24 protein-coding genes, 1 tRNA gene and 1 pseudogene are annotated in these 20579 nt (G+C 69.9%); 13 read left to right on the top strand and 13 right to left on the bottom strand.

What is annotated here, in order from left to right:
- Both AB0L00_RS44890 and AB0L00_RS44885 read left to right on the top strand, forming a co-directional pair.
- A pseudogene (locus tag AB0L00_RS44890) lies at positions 1-264 on the top strand (hypothetical protein); the annotation flags it as partial.
- A gap of 239 nt (positions 265-503) precedes the next feature.
- Positions 504-1532, top strand: coding sequence for an IS110 family transposase (locus AB0L00_RS44885; protein WP_364444226.1), 1029 nt, complete (start codon positions 504-506; stop codon positions 1530-1532).
- Between the two features lie 59 nt (positions 1533-1591).
- Here AB0L00_RS44885 and AB0L00_RS44880 read toward each other — a convergent pair whose 3' ends face one another.
- Both AB0L00_RS44880 and AB0L00_RS44875 read right to left on the bottom strand, forming a co-directional pair.
- Positions 1592-1966: a hypothetical protein gene (locus AB0L00_RS44880; protein ID WP_364444223.1), complete on the bottom strand. Its 375-nt coding sequence runs from the start codon at positions 1964-1966 to the stop codon at positions 1592-1594.
- A 62-nt stretch (positions 1967-2028) separates the two neighbouring features.
- Positions 2029-2835 carry an inositol monophosphatase family protein gene (locus AB0L00_RS44875; protein WP_364444221.1) on the bottom strand — a complete coding sequence of 269 codons (807 nt, stop codon included), beginning with the start codon at positions 2833-2835 and terminating at the stop codon, positions 2029-2031.
- A gap of 240 nt (positions 2836-3075) precedes the next feature.
- Here AB0L00_RS44875 and serS point away from each other — a divergent pair, with 240 nt between their 5' ends.
- Together serS and AB0L00_RS44865 are read left to right on the top strand one after the other, a co-directional pair.
- Positions 3076-4335: a serine--tRNA ligase gene (gene serS / locus AB0L00_RS44870; RefSeq protein WP_364444218.1), complete on the top strand. Its 1260-nt coding sequence runs from the start codon at positions 3076-3078 to the stop codon at positions 4333-4335.
- On the top strand, positions 4332-5126 hold the full coding sequence (locus AB0L00_RS44865; protein WP_364444215.1) for an HAD family hydrolase: 795 nt from the start codon (positions 4332-4334) through the stop codon (positions 5124-5126). The genes serS and AB0L00_RS44865 overlap by 4 nt, the downstream gene beginning before the upstream one ends.
- Positions 5127-5205: 79 nt before the next feature.
- Here AB0L00_RS44865 and AB0L00_RS44860 read toward each other — a convergent pair whose 3' ends face one another.
- Both AB0L00_RS44860 and AB0L00_RS44855 read right to left on the bottom strand, forming a co-directional pair.
- Positions 5206-5742 (bottom strand): bacterial proteasome activator family protein, encoded by a 537-nt coding sequence (locus AB0L00_RS44860; RefSeq protein WP_364444213.1) that lies wholly within the window; start codon positions 5740-5742, stop codon positions 5206-5208.
- Between the two features lie 13 nt (positions 5743-5755).
- A complete protein-coding gene (locus AB0L00_RS44855) occupies positions 5756-6715 on the bottom strand; it encodes an NAD(P)H-quinone oxidoreductase (RefSeq protein ID WP_364444211.1) in 960 nt (319 codons plus the stop codon).
- A gap of 82 nt (positions 6716-6797) precedes the next feature.
- Here AB0L00_RS44855 and AB0L00_RS44850 point away from each other — a divergent pair, with 82 nt between their 5' ends.
- Positions 6798-8831: an AAA family ATPase gene (locus AB0L00_RS44850; RefSeq protein ID WP_364444209.1), complete on the top strand. Its 2034-nt coding sequence runs from the start codon at positions 6798-6800 to the stop codon at positions 8829-8831.
- A 475-nt stretch (positions 8832-9306) separates the two neighbouring features.
- Here AB0L00_RS44850 and AB0L00_RS44845 read toward each other — a convergent pair.
- From AB0L00_RS44845 to AB0L00_RS44835, 3 genes are all read right to left on the bottom strand, one after another.
- Positions 9307-9398, bottom strand: a tRNA-Ser gene (locus AB0L00_RS44845).
- Positions 9399-9475: 77 nt separating this feature from the next.
- Positions 9476-10126, bottom strand: coding sequence for an MOSC domain-containing protein (locus tag AB0L00_RS44840; protein WP_364444208.1), 651 nt, complete (start codon positions 10124-10126; stop codon positions 9476-9478).
- Between the two features lie 151 nt (positions 10127-10277).
- On the bottom strand, positions 10278-10634 hold the full coding sequence (locus AB0L00_RS44835) for a hypothetical protein (protein ID WP_364444206.1): 357 nt from the start codon (positions 10632-10634) through the stop codon (positions 10278-10280).
- Positions 10635-10769: 135 nt separating this feature from the next.
- Here AB0L00_RS44835 and AB0L00_RS44830 point away from each other — a divergent pair, with 135 nt between their 5' ends.
- A complete protein-coding gene (locus tag AB0L00_RS44830) occupies positions 10770-10931 on the top strand; it encodes a hypothetical protein (RefSeq protein WP_364444204.1) in 162 nt (53 codons plus the stop codon).
- A gap of 21 nt (positions 10932-10952) precedes the next feature.
- Here AB0L00_RS44830 and AB0L00_RS44825 read toward each other — a convergent pair whose 3' ends face one another.
- Entirely contained in the window at positions 10953-11705 is a 753-nt protein-coding gene (locus AB0L00_RS44825) for a M15 family metallopeptidase (RefSeq protein ID WP_364444202.1), read from the bottom strand.
- A gap of 99 nt (positions 11706-11804) precedes the next feature.
- Here AB0L00_RS44825 and AB0L00_RS44820 point away from each other — a divergent pair, with 99 nt between their 5' ends.
- A complete protein-coding gene (locus AB0L00_RS44820) occupies positions 11805-12119 on the top strand; it encodes a hypothetical protein (protein WP_345366575.1) in 315 nt (104 codons plus the stop codon).
- A gap of 30 nt (positions 12120-12149) precedes the next feature.
- Here the strand turns inward: AB0L00_RS44820 and AB0L00_RS44815 are convergent, their stop codons facing one another.
- Positions 12150-12611 carry a MarR family transcriptional regulator gene (locus AB0L00_RS44815; protein ID WP_364444200.1) on the bottom strand — a complete coding sequence of 154 codons (462 nt, stop codon included), beginning with the start codon at positions 12609-12611 and terminating at the stop codon, positions 12150-12152.
- 73 nt (positions 12612-12684) lie between these two features.
- The gene (locus tag AB0L00_RS44810; protein ID WP_364444198.1) at positions 12685-13533 is read right to left on the bottom strand and encodes a LysR family transcriptional regulator; all 849 of its coding nucleotides are present in this window, start codon (positions 13531-13533) and stop codon (positions 12685-12687) included.
- Between the two features lie 154 nt (positions 13534-13687).
- On the opposite strand from AB0L00_RS44810, the gene AB0L00_RS44805 reads away from it, so the two are divergent.
- Both AB0L00_RS44805 and AB0L00_RS44800 read left to right on the top strand, forming a co-directional pair.
- Positions 13688-14419, top strand: a complete 732-nt coding sequence (locus tag AB0L00_RS44805) for an SDR family oxidoreductase (protein WP_364444196.1) — start codon at positions 13688-13690, stop codon at positions 14417-14419.
- A gap of 142 nt (positions 14420-14561) precedes the next feature.
- Complete coding sequence (locus AB0L00_RS44800) at positions 14562-15554, top strand: pirin family protein (protein WP_364444194.1); 993 nt, start codon at positions 14562-14564, stop codon at positions 15552-15554.
- A gap of 281 nt (positions 15555-15835) precedes the next feature.
- Here AB0L00_RS44800 and AB0L00_RS44795 read toward each other — a convergent pair whose 3' ends face one another.
- Entirely contained in the window at positions 15836-16033 is a 198-nt protein-coding gene (locus AB0L00_RS44795) for a hypothetical protein (protein ID WP_364444191.1), read from the bottom strand.
- Positions 16034-16285: 252 nt separating this feature from the next.
- Between AB0L00_RS44795 and AB0L00_RS44790 the strand changes: the two genes are divergently transcribed.
- From AB0L00_RS44790 to AB0L00_RS44775, 4 genes are all read left to right on the top strand, one after another.
- Positions 16286-17167 carry a hypothetical protein gene (locus tag AB0L00_RS44790; RefSeq protein WP_364444189.1) on the top strand — a complete coding sequence of 294 codons (882 nt, stop codon included), beginning with the start codon at positions 16286-16288 and terminating at the stop codon, positions 17165-17167.
- A gap of 77 nt (positions 17168-17244) precedes the next feature.
- Positions 17245-18327 carry a hypothetical protein gene (locus AB0L00_RS44785; RefSeq protein WP_364444187.1) on the top strand — a complete coding sequence of 361 codons (1083 nt, stop codon included), beginning with the start codon at positions 17245-17247 and terminating at the stop codon, positions 18325-18327.
- Positions 18328-18540: 213 nt separating this feature from the next.
- Positions 18541-19305 (top strand): DddA-like double-stranded DNA deaminase toxin, encoded by a 765-nt coding sequence (locus AB0L00_RS44780; RefSeq protein ID WP_364444185.1) that lies wholly within the window; start codon positions 18541-18543, stop codon positions 19303-19305.
- Positions 19305-19727, top strand: a complete 423-nt coding sequence (locus tag AB0L00_RS44775; protein ID WP_364444184.1) for an Imm1 family immunity protein — start codon at positions 19305-19307, stop codon at positions 19725-19727. Before AB0L00_RS44780 ends, AB0L00_RS44775 begins: the two co-directional genes overlap by 1 nt.
- Positions 19728-19810: 83 nt before the next feature.
- Here the strand turns inward: AB0L00_RS44775 and AB0L00_RS44770 are convergent, their stop codons facing one another.
- Both AB0L00_RS44770 and AB0L00_RS44765 read right to left on the bottom strand, forming a co-directional pair.
- Complete coding sequence (locus tag AB0L00_RS44770) at positions 19811-20233, bottom strand: ATP-binding protein (protein WP_364444182.1); 423 nt, start codon at positions 20231-20233, stop codon at positions 19811-19813.
- A 75-nt stretch (positions 20234-20308) separates the two neighbouring features.
- Positions 20309-20476, bottom strand: coding sequence for a hypothetical protein (locus tag AB0L00_RS44765; RefSeq protein ID WP_364444179.1), 168 nt, complete (start codon positions 20474-20476; stop codon positions 20309-20311).
- Positions 20477-20579: the final 103 nt, after the last annotated feature.

Below are 20579 nucleotides of genomic sequence, written 5' to 3'. Positions count from 1 at the left end.
ACCTCCCGCGCCAACCGCGCTCACCTGCGCCGCCGCGGGATCAAAGCCACCATCCCCAGCAAGGCCGACCAGGACGCAGCCCGGCGCCGCAAAGGGTCCAACGGTGGCCGGCCGCCCGCCTTCGACGCGGTCGCCTACCGGCAACGTCACGCGGTCGAGTGCGGAATCAACCGGCTCAAACGCAACCGCGCCGTCGCGACCAGGTACGACTGTGAGGATCAAGGGGTGCCACCTCGGCAGCAGCCTGACCCGAGGTACGACTGACCGACGTGTCTTTAGTTTGATCTGTCGGCTGCTGCCCGAGGCGGTGCTTGCTGCCGCCGGACCGATGGGGCGTGTCCCGATAGGGGCCTTGCCGTGCTGCGCATCATCACAGTCCTGACCGCCTGATCGGCCCGGCGACGGCCAGCCCCGTTCCCGATCCGACCAGGAGACACCCGACCGTGCCCGGCGCCCCTGACCTCGCATCCGTCCTTCCGGCCACCGACGGCCAGGAGGTGATCATGGGAGTCGACACCCACAAGGACTTCCACGTCGCCGCCGTCATTACCGGGATGGGCGCGCTGTTGGGCAGCAAGACCTTTCCCACCACCCGAGCTGGATATCGGGCCTTGCTGAAGTGGGCTCGTGGCTTCGGCACCGTGCAGCGTGCGGGAGTCGAGTGCACCGGCTCCTACGGGGCCGCGCTCGCCCGTCACCTCACCGCTGCCCAGATCGAGGTCTTCGAGGTGAACCAGCCTGACAAGGCCAACCGCCGACGCCGCGGCAAGAACGACACCATCGACGCCGAAGCTGCCGCCCGCGCCGTGCTGAACGGACAAGCCACCGCCCTGGCCAAGACCGGTGACGGGCCCGTGGAGATGCTGCGCATGTTCAAGCTGGCCAAGGCCTCGGCGGTCAAATCGCGCTCCCAGGCCATCAACCAGCTCAAAGCCGTCCTGGTATCGGCCGACCCGAAGCTGCGGGACGAACTGCGCGGCCTCAGCACCATCAAGCTCGTGCGACACCTCGCCGGATCGACGCCCACGACACCCAATGACGGCACCTCGGCCGCTCTCTACACCCTGCATCTACTCGCCCGCCGCATCGACCAGCTCAACCACGAGATCGTCGACCTCGACGCCCAGCTCACCGCGGTCCTGGCCGACCACAACCCCTCCCTGCTCAACACTTACGGAGCCGGCCCTGATACCGCAGCGGCCCTGCTCATCGCCGCTGGCGACAACCCCGAACGTTTGCGCACCGAGGCATCCTTCGCCGCACTCTGCGGAGCAAGCCCAGTGGAGGCATCCTCCGGCAAGACCGAACGTCACCGGCTCAACCGCGGCGGCGACCGCCAGGCCAACTGCGCCCTGCACACCATCGTGCTGGCGCGCCTGCGCTGGGACCAGCGCACGCGCGACTACGTCGGCCGGCGCGTCACAGAAGGCAAGACCCGGCGCGAGGCCATCCGATGCCTCAAACGCTACGTCGCTCGCGAGATCTACCGCCTCATCACCTCGCCGCGCGCCACAGTTCAAGCAGCGGCTTGACGTCCATAGGGGCATCAAGCTCGCCGTCCGCTACGAGGCCACCATCTACATCACCGCCATCAACGAATGGCTCCACTCACTTCGAGACAGGCCCTAGTGGCCTTGAACTTCTTCGACCACCGCCCGTACCGGTCGGTGGTCACCGTCGCCGCCGTGGTCAGCGGGGCCTTCAGGCCGGGCCTGAACTCGATCTTCACCTTGGCGCCCTTCACCGGGTGCCAGGTCCTCCCGTGCCACTGCAGGGTTCCGTGGACCGTCAGCGCCCGGCCCTTCTTCACCGGCTCCGGCCCGGCGTTGAAGCCGATGATCCGGGTCCGGTAAGAAGTCTTGGGAGCGGTGGTGGACTGCGTCCGGGCGGACGCCGCGTCGGCCGTGCCGGAAAAGGTGAGCGCGGCCAGTGCGAGGCCGGCGGCGATCGCCAGCGATCTGCGCATGCGGTCTTCCTTCGATGAGATGTCTCAAGTCCGCACATCATCGGGTACGGGCGAATACAAGATCAATGGCGGCGCCGGGCGGACAGCCGGGCCAGCACGTCGTCGTGCAGGAGTCCGTTCGTGACGACGGCGCAGTCCTGGTCGAGGCGCGGCGCGCCCGTCAGATCGCTGAACCGTCCCCCGGCCCCTTCGACGATCACCTGGATCGGGGCGTTATCCCAGATCTTGCCGCGCGGGTTGAGGCTGACATCGCAGCGACCCTCCGCGACCAGCATCTGGCCCCAGAAACACGCCGAGGCGAACTCGTAGCGCGCGGCCTTCGACAGTTCGAGCAGGCCGGGGACGAGGCCGCGTTCCTCCCAGCGGTCCAGCGCGGCGTACGAGAGGTGGACGTCCGCCAGGTCGTCGACCACCGACACCCGGATCCGCCTGCCGTCGCGCGCGGCCTCGGGGGCGTCGAGCCAGGGCGGCCCGCTGGTGTACGCGCCGTGGTCCCGCGCGGCCCACCAGCGCCGGCCCATCGCGGGCGCCGACACCACGCCGACCGTGATCCGCCCGTGCTCCTCCAGCGCGATGAGCGTCGCGAAGACCTCGATGCCCCGCGTGTAGTTGTCGGTGTGGTCGACGGGGTCGAGGATCCAGCGGCGACCTTCTCCCGGCGTCTCGTCGAGTTCCTCGCCGAGGACGCCGTCTTCCGGCCGGTGCTCGGCGATCAGCGCCCGCAGTTCCCGTTCGGTGGCGAGGTCCGCCTCCGTCACCGCGCTCCGGTCCGGCTTGGTTCGCACGTCGAGGTCGGCGCGCCGGAACCGGCTCATCGTGACGGCGTCCGCCCGGTCGGCCAGGAAGAGCGCGAATGAGAGATCGTCCATGCCCGTGACTCTGTCATCCGAGGCCGCGTCATCCCCTACGGCCGTAGGCGGCCAGGCGCGGCGCGACGGTGATGTGCGCGGCCGGGTCCTGTGATCGGCCGCGCCGGTCGTGATAGAGCACTGATCTATGCCTAGCCTGGCCGTCCTCCGTGCTGCGCGACCGCTCCCGGCCGGTATCGGCTTCCGGACGATCGGTTATCCGGTCGGCTCCGGGACGGACCGGGCGGTAGCCTCGTCTCTGTGATTGACCTGCGAGCCCTTCGAAATGATCCCGACCGGCTGCGCGCGAGCCAGCGCGCCCGGGGCGAGGACGAGGCCGTCGTCGATGAGCTGCTCGACCTGGACGAGCGGCGCCGATCCGCGCTGAGCGCCTTCGAGTCGCTGCGCGCGGAGCAGAAGAGCTTCGGCAAGTCGGTCTCGAAGGCGCAGGGTGACGAGCGGCAGAAGCTGCTGGACCGGGCCAAGGAGCTGGCCCAGCAGGTGAAGGAGGCCGACGCGGAGTCCCAGCGGCTCGAGCAGGACCTGCAGACCCTCCTGCGGACCGTGCCGAACATCGTGGAGGAGGGCGCGCCCGCCGGCGGCGAGGAGGACTACGTCGTCCTGGAGACGGTCGGCGCGCCGCCCGCCTTCGACTTCGAGCCGAAGGACCACCTGGAGCTCGGCGAGCGGCTCGGCGCGATCGACATGGAGCGCGGCGCGAAGGTCTCGGGCGCCCGGTTCTACTTCCTGACCGGCGTCGGGGCGCAGTTGCAGATGGCGCTGCTCAACCTGGCGATGGAGCAGGCGATCCAGGCCGGGTTCATCCCGATGATCCCGCCGGTCCTGGTCAAGCCGGAGTCCATGGAGGGCACCGGGTTCCTCGGCGCGCACGCCTCGGAGGTCTACCACCTGCCCGAGGACGACCTGTACCTCGTGGGCACCTCCGAGGTGCCGCTCGCGTCGTACCACCGCGACGAGATCATCGACGCGTTGCCCCGGCGCTACGTCGGCTGGTCCTCCTGCTTCCGGCGGGAGGCCGGGTCGTACGGCAAGGACACCCGCGGCATCATCCGGGTGCACCAGTTCGACAAGGTCGAGATGTTCTCGTACTGCGACCCCGAGGACGCGCACGAGGAGCACCTTCGCCTGCTCAACTGGGAGAAGGAGATGCTCGCCAAGGTCGAGCTGCCCTACCGCGTGATCGACGTCGCCGCGGGCGACCTGGGGACCAGCGCAGCCCGCAAGTACGACTGCGAGGCCTGGGTGCCGACGCAGAGCCGCTACCGGGAGCTGACCTCGACCTCCAACTGCACCGAGTTCCAGGCGCGCCGGCTGTCCGTACGTCACCGCGACGGCGAGGGCCGGACCCGCCCGGTGGCGACGCTGAACGGCACGCTCGCCACGACCCGGTGGATCGTCGCGATCCTGGAGAACCACCAGCAGGCCGACGGGTCGGTGCGCGTTCCGGAGGCGTTGCGCAAGTACCTCGGCCGTGAGGTGCTCGAGCCCGTCGCGCGATGACTCCCCGGGTGGTCGCCACGGACCTGGACGGCACCGTCGTCCGCAGTGACTACACGGTGTCCGAGCGCACCGTGGCGGCCTTCGCCCGTGTCGAGCGGGCGGGCGCCATGCTCGTCCTCGTCACGGGCCGCCCGCCGCGCTGGATGCGGTCCGTCGCGCACGCGGTCGCGCACCGGGGCCTGGCGATCTGCGCGAACGGCGCGATCACCTACGACCTGCACACCGAGCAGGTCGTCGACACGCATCTCATTCCCGTGGACCGACTGCGCACGGCGGTCGCGGTGCTGGGCGAGGCGCTGCCGGGGCTCGGCTTCGCGGTCGAGCGCGGCGACGGGATGGCGTACGCGCACGGCTTCGAGCTGTCCTACTGGGACTCCCAGACGACTCCGCCGCCGAGCCCGATCGAGGTTCTCCTGTCCCGGCCGGCCGCCAAACTCCTGGCCCGCCACCCCGAGCTGGAGGCCGACGCCCTGCTGGACGAGGCGCGGCGGCTCGTGGGCGACCTCGTGCTGCCCACCCATTCGAACGGCGACCGCCTGATCGAGATCAGTGCGCCGGGGGTGTCCAAGGCCAGCACGCTCGCGGAGCTGTGCGCCCGGCACGGCATCGACGCCGACGACGTCGTGGCCTTCGGCGACATGCCGAACGACCTGCCGATGCTGGCCTGGGCGGGCCGGTCGTACGCCGTGGCGAACGCCCATCCCGAGGTGCTGGCCGCCGTGCACCACAAGGTTCCGGGCAACGACGAGGACGGCGTGGCCCGCACGCTCGAGGAGCTCTTCCCCGCCTGAGCCGGACCCGCCGGCCGCGAGGACGAGGATCGGCGCGGGGCCGGGGCGTCGTCGCCCGGTCCCCGCGCCGCCTGAACCGCTAGAGGTACGGGCCGGACGAGCGGCCGTGACCCGGCTCGTCCTGCTGCGGGATAACGCCCGGCGGAAGGGCGCGCCGCATCTGCTCGAGCTGGGCGCGGGCCGCCATCTGCTGGGCGAACAGTGTGGTCTGGATGCCGTGGAACAGCCCCTCGAGCCAGCCGACGAGCTGCGCCTGGGCGACGCGAAGCTCGGCCTCGCTCGGAGTGACGCCGGTATTGGTGAACGGCAGCGAGATCCGCTCCAGCTCATCGATCAGCTCGGGCGCGAGGCCGTCCTCGAGCTCCTTGATCGAACGCTGGTGGATCTCCGCCAGGCGCGCCCGGCTGGCCTCGTCGAGCGGCGCCGCCCGCACCTCCTCGAGCAGCTGGCGGATCATGCTGCCGATGCGCATGACCTTGGCGGGCTGTTCGACCATCTCGGTGACCGGTCGTTCCTCCGACTCGCCGTCGCCCTTGGGCTCCCCGGGGATGATGGGCATGCCGTTCGGCCCGACGACGACGACCTGCGGGTCTTCGCTGTTCAGTGGATTGTTCATAGATATCCCAGTCTCACACCGTTAGTACGATCTTGCCGACGTGCGTACTCTCCTCCATCACGCGGTGCGCCGCGGCGGCGTCCGTCATGGGAAGCGTACGGTCCACGATCGGGCGTACGGTCCCGGACTCGAGCAGCGGCCACACGTGCTCGCGCACGGCGGTCACGACTTCGGCCTTCTCCTCCAACGGCCGGGCGCGCAAGGAGGTTGCGTGGACCGAGGCCCGTTTCGTGAGCAGCCTGCCCAGATCGAGCTCACCCACCCCGCCGCCCTGCAGCCCGATGACCACGAGCCGGCCGCCGGTGCCGAGCGCGTCGACGTTGCGCGGGAGGTACTTGGCGCCGATGTTGTCGAGGATCACGTCGACGGGGCGGGCGGCCTCGACGAAGTCCTCCGTGCGGTAGTTGATCGCGACGTCGGCGCCGAGCTCCCGGCAGCGCTCCAGCTTCTCCTCGGTGCCGGCCGTGCACAGCACCCGCGCTCCGTGCGCCTTGGCGAGCTGGATCGCCATGGTCCCGATCCCGCTCGAGCCGCCGTGCACGAGGAACGACTCGCCCGGGCGGAGCCGGGCCAGCATGAACACGTTGGACCAGACGGTGCAGGCGACCTCCGGCAGCGAGGCCGCCTCGACCAGGCTCAGGCCGCGGGGGATCGGCAGGAGCTGACCCGCGGGCACGGCGACGCGGGTGGCGTATCCGCCTCCGCTGAGGAGCGCGCACGCCTCGTCGCCGACCTTCCACCCGGTGACGCCGTCGCCCACCGCGGCGACGCGCCCGGCCGCTTCGAGGCCCGGATACTCGGGCGCGCCCTCCGGAGGTGGATAAAATCCACGTCGTTGCATGATATCGGCGCGGTTGACACCCGCCGCAACGACGTCGAGCAACACCTCGTCATGACCGATGACGGGGTCGGGTACTTCAGCCCAGCGCAATACGTCTGGATCGCCCGGTTTTTCGATGACGATGGCATGCATGGGCTTCACGGTAGCCGGGGATGCTGAAGCGACACGGTATTGGTCAATGCCTGTGGTGGCTTAGGCTGCGGATGAACATATCGTGCTGATTCATCCACTGCGCGTCCGCGAGGGGGACCTGGTGGCCAAGAACGATCAGGATAAAACGGGCCGTTCTCTTGAAGAGCAGCTCGCGTCTCTTGATGCCATGAACAGCGAGTCCGCCGAGCCGCGGGACGAGACCGCGGAGGAGACCGGGCCGCCGCCCAACCCGTGGACGAACACCCCTCCGGCACCGATGTTCCCCGCGCCGCCGGCCGACCCGGCGGGTGAGGGACAGTCGGCCGGTGAGGGGCAACCGCCGTACGCCTTCGGAGCGCCGGGGTATCCGCCGCCGCCGGAGTTCGGGGTGCCTCCGCAGTTCCCGGGCGCCCCGGCCCAGGAGTACGGCCCCGGCTTCGTTCCCTTCCCGCCGCAGGGCTTCGGCCCCGCGCAGGAGTCGCAGGACGACGAGGCGGCCGGGCAGCGGGAGGGCGCTCAGCCCACGCAGGAGGTCCGCCGGGAGCAGGAGCCCGCCCAGCCGTATGACGCCGGGCCCGCGGACCCCGACGACGGCGCCGCGCCGTACGACGTGCAGCAGCCGTCCCAGCCCGTCGACTCCGCGGACGACCGAGAGCAGGAGTTCGACGAGGCCGAGCAGACGCGGTTCGAGCCCCGCGCCGCCGAGGTCACCCACGCGGACGGCTTCGAGATGTACGGCGACGGCGGTTACACCGGCTATCCCCAGTACTCCGCTCCGGCGTTCGGCGGCCCGCCGCCCTATTCGCCGCCACCGGCCGGTTACCCGGCGGCCGAGCAGGGCCAGCCCTACGGGGCGGCTCCGGACTATTCGGCGCAGTACCCCGGCACACCCGACTACGGCGCCCAGCAGTACCCCGGCCCGCCCGCCGAGCAGCAGGGCTACCGGCCGCCCGTCGAACAGCCCGGCCGGCCCTACGCCGCGCCGCAGTTCGGCGGCCGGCCCGAGGCCGCGCCGTACGGCCGGCAGCAGGAGGCGCCCCCCTTCCCGCAGCAGGACGGGCCCCCCTTCCCGCAGCAGGAGGGACCGCCGTTCCCGCAGCAGGAGGCGCCGGCGTACGCCCAGCCGGAGGACGGCCCGCCGTTCCAGCCGCTGCCGGAGGCGTACGCCCAGCAGCAGGCCGGCGCGCAGACCGCCGACAGCCTCAGCGCCGACACGCTGCTGCGCGGCCGTCGGCAGGCGCCCGCGAACGGCTGGCGCCGCGCGCTCTACAAGGCGTCCGGCGGAGTGATCCACCCCGGTGAGTCCCCGGCCGAGATGCGCCGCCGCGAGCTGCTGGCCCGTGCACGTACGCCGGTGGCCGGCGGCCACCACCGGGTCGCGGTGATGAGCCTCAAGGGCGGGGTCGGCAAGACCACGACCACCGTCGGGCTGGGCGCCACGCTCGCGTCGCTGCGCGGCGACCGCGTGATCGCGGTGGACGCCAACCCCGACCGGGGCACGCTGTCGGACAAGGTGCGGCTGGAGACGGCGACGACCGTCCGCGACCTGCTCAACGAGCACGAGCAGATCCAGCGGTACGCCGACGTGCGCGCCTACACCTCGCAGGCCTCGTCGCGGCTCGAGGTGCTCGCCTCCGACCGCGACCCGGCGGTGTCCGAGGCGTTCAGCGAGCAGGACTACCGCACGGTCGCGCACGTCCTGGAGCACTTCTACTCGATCTGCCTCACCGACTGCGGCACCGGCCTGCTGCACTCGGCGATGGCGGGCGTCCTCGGCATGGCCAACCAGCTCGTGCTGGTCAGCTCCCCGTCGGTGGACGGCGCCCGGTCGGCCTCGGCGACGCTCGACTGGCTGGAGGCCCACCACTACGGCGAGCTGGTGCGCAACGGCGTCGTCGTGCTGTCCATGGTGCGGTCCCGCAGCAGGAGCACCGTCGACCTCGACCGGCTGCAGGCGCACTTCGAGAGCCGCTGCCGCGCGGTCGTCCGCATCCCGTACGACCCGCACCTGGAGGAGGGCGCGGAGGTCGAGCTGGAGCAGCTGTCCCCCGCGACGAGGGATGCCTACCTCGTCCTGGCCGCGACGGTCGGCGACGGCTTCGCCTGGCCGCGCTGAGGGAGAACATACGCGAGAGGCCGCCGCCCGGGACGGGCGGCGGCCTCGTTCGGTCGCCGGTGGGTGTGGTGTCCGGTTTCAGAAGATCGGGACGCGGGCCGTGTCAATCCCGACGTTGCGCAAGATCGCCTACCACGCACAGTTCTGACTGAAGACGCGTCGGTCGCCCAAAGGAACCGACGGTCGCGCAACGAGAGGACAATCACCATGCTGCAGTTCCAGGTCGCGCCGCTGGGTGTCATGGACCCCCCGAAGCCGAAGCCGAACACAAAGCCGAGGCCGACGGGGCCGCGGCCGGCGGACCGGTGAGCAACCCGGAGTAAGGGATCCCGCGTCGGCGGGTCTCTGATCAACTGATCCCGGTTGGGGGTGGTGCTGCACCACCCCCACCGGGATCTTTCCATCTCTGACCGTCAAAGGCCGTACCTCCGAGCCCGTAAGGTTCGGAGGGTTTTCGATGTCCTGTGACATCACGTGGCGGAGGGTGTGGGATTCGAACCCACGAGGACTGTCCCCAGCCCTGGGCGCTTTCAAGGCGCCTGCACTAGTCCACTATGCGAACCCTCCAAGTGGTGACCACCTTAGCGGGCCGGGCGCGGACCCGTGCGCCGGACGCCGGTCGCCGTTTCCGCGCGGGCCGGGCGTCAGCCGACGCGTCGGTGGATGCGTCGCAGGTCCTCCTCGGGCAGCGCCTCGGCCACCAGCAGCTTGGGGAGCAGGTCGGGCTCGGCGGTCAGGGCGCGAAAGGCCAGCGCGACCGTGACATCGTGCACCGGACGGTCCTCGACCGTGATCGGGTCTCCGGTCTGGATCTCACCGGGTTCGATCACCCGGAGGTACGCGCCCGGCAGCGCGGCCCGGGTGAAGCGCTTGATCCAGCCCTGCTCCTCCATCCAGCCCTGGAAGGTGCCGCAGGGGATGCGCGGGCAGGACACCTCCAGCAGCACCTGTTCGCCGATGCGCCAGCGCTCCCCGATCAGCGCCCCATTGACGTCGAGGCCGGACGTGGTGAGATTCTCCCCGAAGACGCCGTCCGGAAGCTCGCGCCCGAGCTCCGCCGCCCAGCGGTCCAGGTCCTCGCGGGCGTAGGCGTACACCGCCTGGTCGGCGCCGCCGTGGTGTTTGACGTCGTACACGCGGTCTCCGGCGAGGCCGACCGCGCCGGTGCCCTTGGGGCCCGGCGCGGTGACGGCGACCGGTCCGTCCACGGAGCGCTTGTCGATGCCCGTGGTCCCCGTGTCCTTCCACGGGTTCGGGCGTGGCCTGCCGACGTTGACCGAGACGAGGAGTGCCATGGTCGAACGGTAAGCGCATGGAATGCCGACCGCGACCGATTTGTGTTCCGACGGGCCGCCACCCGGGGCGATGGGGCGGCCGTACCCGGGCCCGTCATCCGTGGGCGGCGCCGTTATCCGTACGCGGGGCCGTCATCCGTAGGCGGCGCCGTCATTCGTACGCGGGGCCGTCATCCGTCCGGGGCCAGTGCCGCCAGTCGAACCCGTCCCGCCACCCCGGGGCGTCGGCCGCCCAGGCGGTGAGGACCTCGTGGACCTGCCAGAGGTCGGCGGCGACGGCCTCGAAGTGGCGGTCCGCCGCGCCTTCCCGGTACTCCACGGCGAACGTCCCGTCGACCTCCAGGTACACCTGCATGTAGTGGCCGGGGCCGGGCGCGTCGAGCCGGTCCACGATGAGGTACTGGTTGCCCGGACCGAGTTCGTCGAGCAGGCGGAGGAGGAGCGCGCCGGAGGGGGCGTCGTACGCCGCGCCATGCGCTGTTTCAGCGCGCAATTCCGATCCGCCCATGCGTGTCACGTTATGTGACGCTTCCTGGCTTTAAAAGCCACGGTGTCGACGGCCTGGTTCCCGGTGCCGCGCCGGGCTTCGCCGGATGTCGCGAAGAACCGGTGACCTCGGCGTATCTCCACTATCTTCACTTGCATGCCGAAAAACGAACAGGATCCTGCGGGCAGCACCCAGCAGTTCCGGGCGTTCGCCAACCGGGGGGACGCGTCACCGTCCCGCCCCAACACCGGGCTGATCATCGGCGGTGCGGCCGTCCTGCTGGTGGTCATCGTCGTGGTGGCGCTGCTCGTCGTCTGACGGCGGCCGCACCCCGACCGGTCAGTGGCCGTTCGCGGAGAAGTGCTGGAAGTCCCAGGGGCCGCCCCACGAGCCGCCCCAGCCCCAGCCGATCGAGCGGAAGGCCCGGACGACCTTGTCGCCCGCGTGGATCACGCCGGGATCCTTGCGCTTGCGGTTGCCGTACTTCACGCAGCGCGGATGCTCGATGTGGCCGTTCGAGTGCACGTAGGGGTTCTCGCACGTGTTGAGGTCGACGGCGAGTCCGTACGCGTGCTGGGACCAGCTGCTGGACCCTGTCGCGTTGCGGCAGTTGAACGCCGAGGTGTTGTCGGCCTCGATCGAGTCGAAGTCGCTGCCCTTGTACTTGTCCACGAGTTCCATGCGCCGGATCGGATAGCGCTGGTCGTACAGCTTGTGGAAGACACCGACGATCTTGGAGGCCACGTGGGCGTTGACCACCATCTCGCCCTCGTGTGGCTTGTGGTCCATGCCCCAGTACGTCATCCGGATCAGCCGGAGGCCGTCGAGGCCGACCGGGCAGCCGGCGTGCCAGGAGTACTTGACCGTCGCGCGCGACGGAATCTTCGAAATCTTTGCGGTGAAGGCCTGCGGTCTCGCCGAGGCGGTGGCGGACGGCGAGGGGGTCGGGGTGGCTGAGCCTGGAGTGGTGGCGGCCGGCGACGTCGCCGCCGGCGCGGCCGGCGGGCGGGCCGTGTCCGACGATCCCCCGCCACAGGCCGAAAGAGCCAGAGCCGCGCCACCCAGGACGGCGGCCAGGGTCAGGCGTTCCATAACGGAAGGATTACATGCGGTCGCCGATGCTTCGTCCCGAATCGGCGGGCGAACTAGTCTGCGGCTACGGCCGGGGCAGTCGATCCGTGAGGACCGATCATGACGGACACGGGCGAGAAGCGGCGACCGCCCCTCGGCATGCGCGAGATCACCGCCGTGGGCAGCGGTCTCGGCACCTTCATCCTCGTCGACTCGATCATGATGTACTCCGCCCTCGAGATGAACCTCTCCGGCGGCAAGGACTTCAGCCTGCTGGCTCAGGCGCTGGCGCTGCTCCTGCTGGCGTTCGGGCTCGGCGGCTTCCTGGCCTGGAAGATGACCGGCTTCACGCGGCTGTACGGCGTCGGCCTGATGTGCGGCTGGACGTTCATGACGCTGTTCTCGCTCGGCTTCTGCACCGGCCTCAACTCCTGACCCGGCCGGTGCCTCCGTGCGACGTGGCGGTCAGCGCACCTTGCCGACCCGCTCGGCGACGGCGCTGAACGCCCGGCCGATGGCCTTGAGGTCGTCCGGGTCGATCACGTCGATGAAGAAATCCCGTACGGTGGTGACATGATCACGCGCGGCCCGGTCGAGGAAGGTGAGGCCCTTCTCGGTGAGCTCGGCGTTGACTCCGCGCTTGTCGTCACCGCAGGTGCCGCGCGAGACGAGCCCCTTGCACTCCAGCCGGGCGACGGTGTGGGAGAGGCGGCTCCGCGACTGGCTCGCGTACTCGGCCAGCTCGGCCATCCGCAGCCGCCGGTCGGGGGCCTCGGACAGGCGCACGAGGATCTCGTACTCGGCGGTGGTCAGCCCGTGCTTGGCCTTCAGGTCCCGGTCGAGGAGGTCGGCCAACCGGACGCTGCCCTCGATGTAGGCGCGCCAGTCACGCTGTTGGGCGGCATCGAGCCAGCGCGGTTCGCTCATGCCCTCCATGATATCAGGATGGTTTAATTTTCAACAAGTTTCCCGGGGTGTGATCGGGCGACTCCGGTGGGCCCTACAGGCGGGTCGCGGCGCGAACCAGCCCGGCGAGGGGCCGGGACCGGCTGTGCGGCGGCCACGCGATCACCGTCGTCACCGTCGGCGCGTCCAACATCGGCACGGTGGCGACGCCGCGGCCCAGATGGGCCCACACCGACTCCGGCAGGACCGCCGAGGCCCGGCCGAGCGCGATCAGCTGGAGAAGCTGCACATGGTCCCGAACCGCCGGACCGGGGCCGTCCGGGTACGTGCCGTCGGGGCGGGGCCAGCGCGGCAACGGCAGGCCGGGCAGCGCGGTGACGTCGGCCATCCGCAGGTGAGTCCGGCCGGTGAGGGGATGCCCGGCCGGCAGGACCACGACCTGCCCCTCCGTTCGCAGCTCCTCGGTGTCGAACCCGACCGTCGAGTCGAACGGGCGGTGCAGCAGCGCGACGTCGGCCCGCCCGTCGCGCAGCAGCCGTTCCTGCTCGGCGGGCCCGCACAGGAGAACGTCGACGGCGACCGCGTCGGGCTCGGCGGCGTACGCGTCGAGCAGCTTCGACAGCAGTTCGCTGGACGCCCCGGCCTTCGTGACGAGGATCAGGCCGGGGTGGCCGGTCGTGGCGAGGGCGGCGCGGCGGGTACGGCGGTCGGCGGCGTCGACCGCGTCGAGCGCCGCCCGGCCCTCGCGCAGCAGCACCGACCCGGCCTCGGTCAGCGTGACGCTGCGGCTGGTGCGTTCCAGCAGCGCCACCCCGAGCCGCCGTTCGAGCTGCCGGATCGCCCGTGACAGCGGCGGCTGTGCGATCCCGAGCCGCTGCGCGGCCCGCCCGAAGTGCAACTCCTCGGCGACGGCGACGAAGTACCGCAACTCCCGCGTCTCCATGCCGCCACGGTACGGCGGGACGGACCGGCGCCGCGCCTCCGAAGGCCGGCGGCGGGACAGGGCGGCCGATGACCTGGATCGATACCGGAGCGGTATCGCCGCCCACCTGAACGGTGTTGGTGGTCGCGCGGGGGACGCGGACAGGATCGAGGACATGAGCGCACAGACGATCGCGTTGGTCACCGGCGCGAACAAGGGAATCGGGTACGAGATCGCGGTCGGCCTGGGTGCCCTCGGCTGGAGCGTCGGCGTCGGCGCCCGGGACGAGGAGCGCCGGGAGGCCGCCGTGGAGAAGCTGCGCGCGGCCGGCGTCGACGCGTTCGGCGTGCCGCTCGACGTGACCGACGACGCGAGCGTGGCCGCCGCCGCGAGGTTGATCGAGGAGCGCGCCGGCCGCCTCGACGTGCTCGTCAACAACGCCGGGGTTACGGGCGGCATGCCGCAGGAACCCACCAGGGTCGACCCGGCGACCGTGCGGACGGTCGTGGAGACCAACGTGATCGGCGTCATCCGCCTCACCAACGCGATGCTGCCGCTGCTGCGCCGCTCGGCGGCGCCGCGGATCGTGAACATGTCCAGCAGCGTCGGCTCCCTCACCCGGCAGTCCACGTCCACCGACGAGCTGGGGGTGGGCCCGATCTCCGCCGCGTACGCACCGTCGAAGACGTTCCTGAACGCCGTCACCGTCCAGTACGCCAGGGAGCTCCACGACACGAACATCCTGATCAACGCCGGCTGCCCCGGTTTCTGCGCGACCGACCTCAACGGCTTTCGCGGCGTCCGTACCCCCGAGCAGGGCGCGGCGATCGCGATCCGGCTGGCGACCCTCCCCGACGACGGCCCGACCGGCGGCTTCTTCGAGGACGCCGGGGTGGTCCCCTGGTGACAGCGCGATAGGCGCCCTTACGCCGAGGAGCTCCGTCGTGCCGGCGACGAGAATCCTCGGCGGTGAGCACTGGACGGACGATTCATGGAATAGTTGAATCTTCAATCACGTTCCATGGGTCGTACCGACCAAGGAGGCTCCGATGCCCGCCGTCACCGCCGATCCGCTCACCCTGACCCGACTGCCCCGCCTCCCGGAGCAGGACACCGCCTGGCGGCCGGTCGCCAAGGTCGTCACCGCCGCCAAGCACCTGGAGGGGGAGGGCTTCCAGGTCCGCCGGCCGTTCCCCGGCATCGACCTGTCGCTGGCCGACCCCTTCCTTCTGCTCGACCACATGGGCGCGGTGGAGTACGCCCCGGGCGAGGCCATGGGCACCCCCTGGCATCCGCACCGCGGCTTCGAGACCGTGACCTACATCATCGACGGGGCCTTCCAGCACCAGGACACCACCGGCGGCGGCGGGCTCATCACCGACGGCGCCACCCAGTGGATGACCGCCGGTGCCGGGATCCAGCACATCGAGCAGCCCACGCCCGAACTGGTCGCCAAGGGCGGCCTCTTCCACGGCGTACAGCTCTGGGTGAACCTGCCGCGCGCCCAGAAGCGGGTGGCGCCGCGGTACCAGGACATCGAGTCGCGCGACGTCGCGCTGCTGTCCAGCGACGACGGCTCGTCCGTCGTCCGGGTCATCGCGGGGGAGCTGGCGGGGCACCAGGGGCCCGGCGTCACCTACACGCCGATCACCTACCTGCACGCCACCGTCGCGCCCGGTGCCCGGCTGACCCTGCCCTGGCCGCGCGACTTCAACGCGCTGGTTTACGCCCTGTCGGGCCGTGGCCAGGCGGGACCGGACGGGCGGCCGGTGGACGAGGGGCAGCTCGCGGTCTTCGGCAAGGGCGACGCGCTGACCGTCACGGCGGCCGACTCGCAGCCGTCGGCCAGCCGGAACGGCTGGGAGATCCTCATCCTCGGCGGCCTGCCGATCCGGGAGCCGATCGCGCGGTACGGCCCGTTCGTGATGAACACCCGCCAGGAGATCATCGAGGCGTTCGACGACTTCCAGGCCGGCCGGATGGGCACGATCCCCGCCGAGCGGGTCCCGCACCGCAGCGCCGCCGACGAACCGCTGTCCTAGCGGGAGCGGGAGGGGTGGACCCCTCCCGCTCGGGTGCTGAACGCCGCTTTTGCCCATCTCTTCCGTACGGCTCCGATAGGGCTTCCAGTCATTCGGCCGGCTCGATCACCAAGCGAGCAACACTTGCTTTTGGGATTTTTGTCGCGGCGATGCACCATGAGTCGCAGGCCGGCGAGACCGGGCCGCCCCTGCGGTGGGCGACCCGGCCGGACCTCGTGACGCCGAGCGGCGTACGCCGCCCATCGCTCGCCGGTGACTCGTGCCCCACGTGGCCTTCGGGGCTAGGCGATCATTCTGTTGAACAGACCGATCGCTCCTCCCGTGGCGGCGCCCGCAGCGAGGAACGCCTCGGGGATGGAACGCCGGGCGAGATACGTGAGGAGGCCCGCGCCGATCCCGGTCAGCACGGCGAGCAGGAGCACGAGAGCGGAGCGCGAGGTCAACAGAGCGGGCGGCTTCGGGGCCGAACGAGACGTCATCGACTGTCCTCATGTCGGGGGAAGACTGACATCCCGACGTAGGTCCCCTCCGGCCCCACTGCCCTCGCCTCATTCGCGGCTGATGCGAATTTCGCGCCATCCGCCCAGCTAGAGCCGCGTTTCCGGCAGACTCGCCAAATTAATCCTCGACCGGGCGAGGGGAGGTCCCGGCACCAGACCTATAGGAGGTCGTAGGCGAGTTCTGACCGAGCAGTCCCCGGACGGGCTGATGGAGATGAGGAGGGCCACGGGATGGTGACGTGGCAAGGTGATGCGCCGGCCCCGCGGCTCGGTGATCATGCTTCATCGCAGGAGGAGGACGACACGGAATCCGAACGCTGTGCGGATCTCGACCTTCTCCCGGAAGCAGCCACGCTCATCGACCAGGCGGAAGCGGAGCTGGCCCCCGACGTACCTCCGGACGAGTGCGACCTCGAAAGCCGGCTGGCCGTTGATCAGCTCCTTGTCGAGGCCGTCCTGGAGCAGGGGCTGAACGGTTCCCGGCATCAGCGGTTGAACGCCGAGCTGATCCGGTACGCGGTGCCCGTCCTGAGATACCTCCTGCGGACCGGACAGATCGTCGCCAAGTGCGTGAAGCTCCGGCGCTGGTACGGCGACGCGGACGCGTTGCCGGAGCTCAGCGATGCCGATCATGACGACCTCGCGCAGCAGATGGTCGCCGATGCGCTGCCGGTCTTCACCACCGCGGTGTTCGTGGAGCGCCGCTGGTCACCAGCGCGCGGTGCGTCGTTGAAGACCTACTTCGTCAACGCGTGCGCGTTGCAGTTCCCCACCCTCTACCGCCGTTGGTTGAGAGACCGCAGCACGGTACGGCCGATCGGACTGGTGATCGACCCCGACCGACCCGGCGGCGCCGTCGATCCGGCCGTTCAGGTCGCGATGGCCGATGAGGTCGAGCGTCTCCTCGGCGAGATCAAGGACCAGCAGGTGCGCGAAGTGCTGGTCCTGCGGGCGGCCGGATTTTCGGCGAGTCAGGCGGCCGAGGCGGTCGGCCTCACGCCGAAGGCCGCCGAGGGGCGGACGGCGCGCGTCCGCAAGCAGATAAGTCGGCGCAGTGAGCGGCCACCGGCGGCCGACGATGACGAGAGGCGCGAGAGAGGGCGGTTCCTGTGACCTACCGAGAGCCGTTCCCAGGACCACAGAGCTGCCGGATACCGCAGCCGGAGCAGAAGGAACCCCGCGGAGGCGTTGTGGACGACGATTTCGCTGCACTCCTCGAAGGCTCGTCTCTAGGATCGCCCGCCGCCCGCCGGATCCGTTCTTCGACTGGTCCAGAGGTCATCGCCAGGGTGCACCAGCGGGTGATCGACTGGCCGGATCAGGAGTCCCCGGTGGAGAACGCGGTTGCGACCGCACTCTCCGAAACACGCAGACCGGAGACCCGGACAAGTCTGGCGCGTGCGCGGCAAGAGCTCGCTCACGAGATCTTTCCGGATACGGGGTCGTGCAGCGCCGCCGACATCTGGCAGGACAGCCGCGTGGCGGTCTGGCTGGGTACTCCTTCGGCGAAGAAGAGGGAATTCAACTTCAAGGTCTTCTTCTTCACCGACACGATGTATGACCCGGTCGAGTTGGGACGCAGGCTGGATGACATCGCCGAACGGCTGTCCGCTTATCTGCGGTGCCGTCACCGGTTCTTCGAGTTCCTTCTCCCCTGCACGAAGCAGGCCGACGAGCCACAGGCCGACGTACGGGACCGGACGACGGCCGATACGACGCTGGACCTACCCGTCCTCGCCGGCGCGTCCGTGAGATTGGCCGATCTGGAGCTGATCACCCCGGTCGACCTTGGCGACCTCCTGGATGCCCAGAACGATCCCGAGCTCAGCGACATCGCCACCGCGAATCCCCGCGATCCCATGTACGCGTTGTGGCGTAACACGGCGACTCATGGGCCGACGCGCGGACTCGAACGCCTCATCTTCGATCGCCACCCCGAGTACACGCATCATGTCTACGACCTGGCCATCTCACTCGATCAGGAGTGCAACGTACGGCAGAAGCTCGAACCCGTCGGCGAGTCACCCGCCGAAGACCGGGCCGAGCGGCTGCAGCAGGCAATGCGAAGCCACGTTGACCATCTCGGACGACGCAGACAGGAGAGCGACGACGAGAGCCGACTGCACGCGGCGATTGCGCAGAAGTTGCGGGAGTTGGCCAGGGCGGGTCACCTAAGGCGCACCCTCCCGCTCTCCGAACCGATCGACACGACGAAGCACATCACAGCATCCGCTGACCGCCGTGGTCGAGAACCACGCGAGCCCAGCAATTGATCTCAATAGGCAACGGGTTGTCGATCGCGTTGCAGGATCACCGGGTGGCCAGGGTGTCGAAGAGCACGAACTCGGCGCGTACGACTGGCACTGCTCGCACGGGGGGCGGGCTCTTCATACAGACGTGTCTCCGTCAGCTGGGCCGATCCTGGCCAGGGGCCTGACCGTAACCGGTCGGATACCTCGAAGCGGTGACAGGGCATCTTTGGGTGCGTGGGGGGATCGGCGGGCGAAATTCTCAGGCAGAGCCGTGCCGCGCTTGAGCACCTTGACCAGGCGCGGGCTACGCTCCGTGACGCGGCCGCAGCCACCGAGAATGCGGTTTCGATGCTCACTGCGGCGCTGGACGAGGCGAGTCACGCAGCCGCCGAACAGGCGCTCAGCGGGTTGGTCACCGCTTGGGAGACCCTAGGCGAAATCATCGATGTGCTCGACGTCGGCGAGAGCAACCTGCTGGAGTTCCTGCAATGCGTTGGCGTTTCCAGCACCGCAGCACCCGATGGTTCAGCCGGGCGCCCCGCTGCCCCCGGCGCCCTTGAGACTCCGGCGGGCCGCACAGGCGGGCCACAGGAGTCGGGCCTTTCGCCAGAGAACATCGAGCGGCTACGCGCAGAACTGCCGCCACCGGTCGAGCCGGGCACCGGTGCCCGAACACACGGCCGATGGGTCGGCCCCGGCGGTATCGTCAACGCAGAGGTCAGCGGTAAGCACGGGCCGACCTGGGAAGCGGCGAACCGGTTCTTCAGCCGCATGCCGCGTCGACCTCGAACCGAGACGCACGTCGAGATCAAGCTTGCCGCTTATATGCGCGAGCACGGCATCCGCTCGACGACCCTGGTGGTGAACCACATCCCGTGCGACGACGGGCCGTTGAGCTGTGACCGGCTCATCGCGCAGATTCTGCCTGAAGGCTCGACGATGACCGTGTACGGTGCTCACGGTTTCGTACGCTCCTATCAGGGAGGTGCAGCCGTCTGATGACGTCACTCGACATTTGGTACCGCGGACAGAACGAGCCGGTGACAGCGGCCTCGGCCGACGACGTGGACGCGCTGATCGAGCGAATTCGCACCGGTCTGCCAACGGGCCGGCGGATCATCATGGACGTCCATCTGACAGGCGACCCATGGTCCCAGGGCCTCGACGTCGGCATCCGTGCCGATCCCGCCGGTGATGTAGGTGTCCTGCGTTACAGCGGGCGGGAATGGCGCGACGGGGTCTACAGCACATCTCAACACGGACCCTCCCCAGCAGTCGGTGACGAAGGAAAGCTCTGGTACGACGACTCCCCGTTCCCGGCGGACGCTGAGCTCCCCATCGACACGATCCGGGAGGCGGTGCGGGAGTTCATGACGACGGGAGGCGCCCGTCCCCAGTGCATCACCTGGCAGCCTGGATAGCCGGCCCCGACCAGGCTCGGCGGCCGGTGGCCTTTTCGTACGGACACGCGAGGTGGCGCCCTCGCGTGCGCGTAGGGACTCGGTCAGCGAGCGGCCGGTTGGTCGAAGAGGACGAACTCGGCGCGTACGGTCTTGCCGGTCGTGGTGGGGTGGATGGTGACGCGCGCGAGTTCTTCGGCGATCCACAGCCCGAAGTGGCCGACCTCGCCGGGCAGGTCCTGCACCGGCAGTTCGGGTGAGGCGTCGGTGATCTCCAGGATGACGGTCGGCTCGGGCTTCTTGCGTACGGTGACGGTCAGGGTGACCGGGGCGTCCCCGTGGGCGATGGCGTTGGTGACCAGTTCGCTGGTGACCAGGACGGCGTCTTCGACCAGGTCGGTGTCCCAGCCGGCCAGGACGGTGCCGACCAGGGCTCGGGCGGTGATGACCGCCGCGGGGTCCTCGTCCAGCCGGCAGAACCACTGCCGCTGCTCGTACGGGGTTCGGGTGTCGTTCTCGGCGTACATGGCGTAGCCCTCCTGGGGGTGAAGCCCTGAACGGCCGGGTCGCCGGGCGGGCCCGACCGTTCACGGCGGTGCGTGTCAGCGGCCGGGGCAGCCGAGAACCTGGATGATGCGGGCGGCGGCGATGTCGATGTTGTCGACGTGCGCGATCCGATCGCCGAAGGACCAGCAAAACCACCACAGCCCCGCCGCGTCGGCACCGATGCGGATGTCGTCGTTGAGCGGCGGCGCGGACGGGTTGACCACCCGTACTAAGACGTCGTTTCATTTGGGGTGATCAGTAGGATCCTGCCGTGTCGATGGTGGAGCGTCTGGTTCCCGATGAGTTGTGGGAGTTGTTCGAACGGGT

This window comes from Actinoallomurus sp. NPDC052308 (genome assembly GCF_040679195.1).
Lineage (GTDB): Bacteria > Actinomycetota > Actinomycetes > Streptosporangiales > Streptosporangiaceae > Actinoallomurus > Actinoallomurus liliacearum.
The sequence above is the reverse complement of the archived record's forward strand: the minus strand, read 5'-3'. Positions and strand labels throughout refer to the sequence as shown.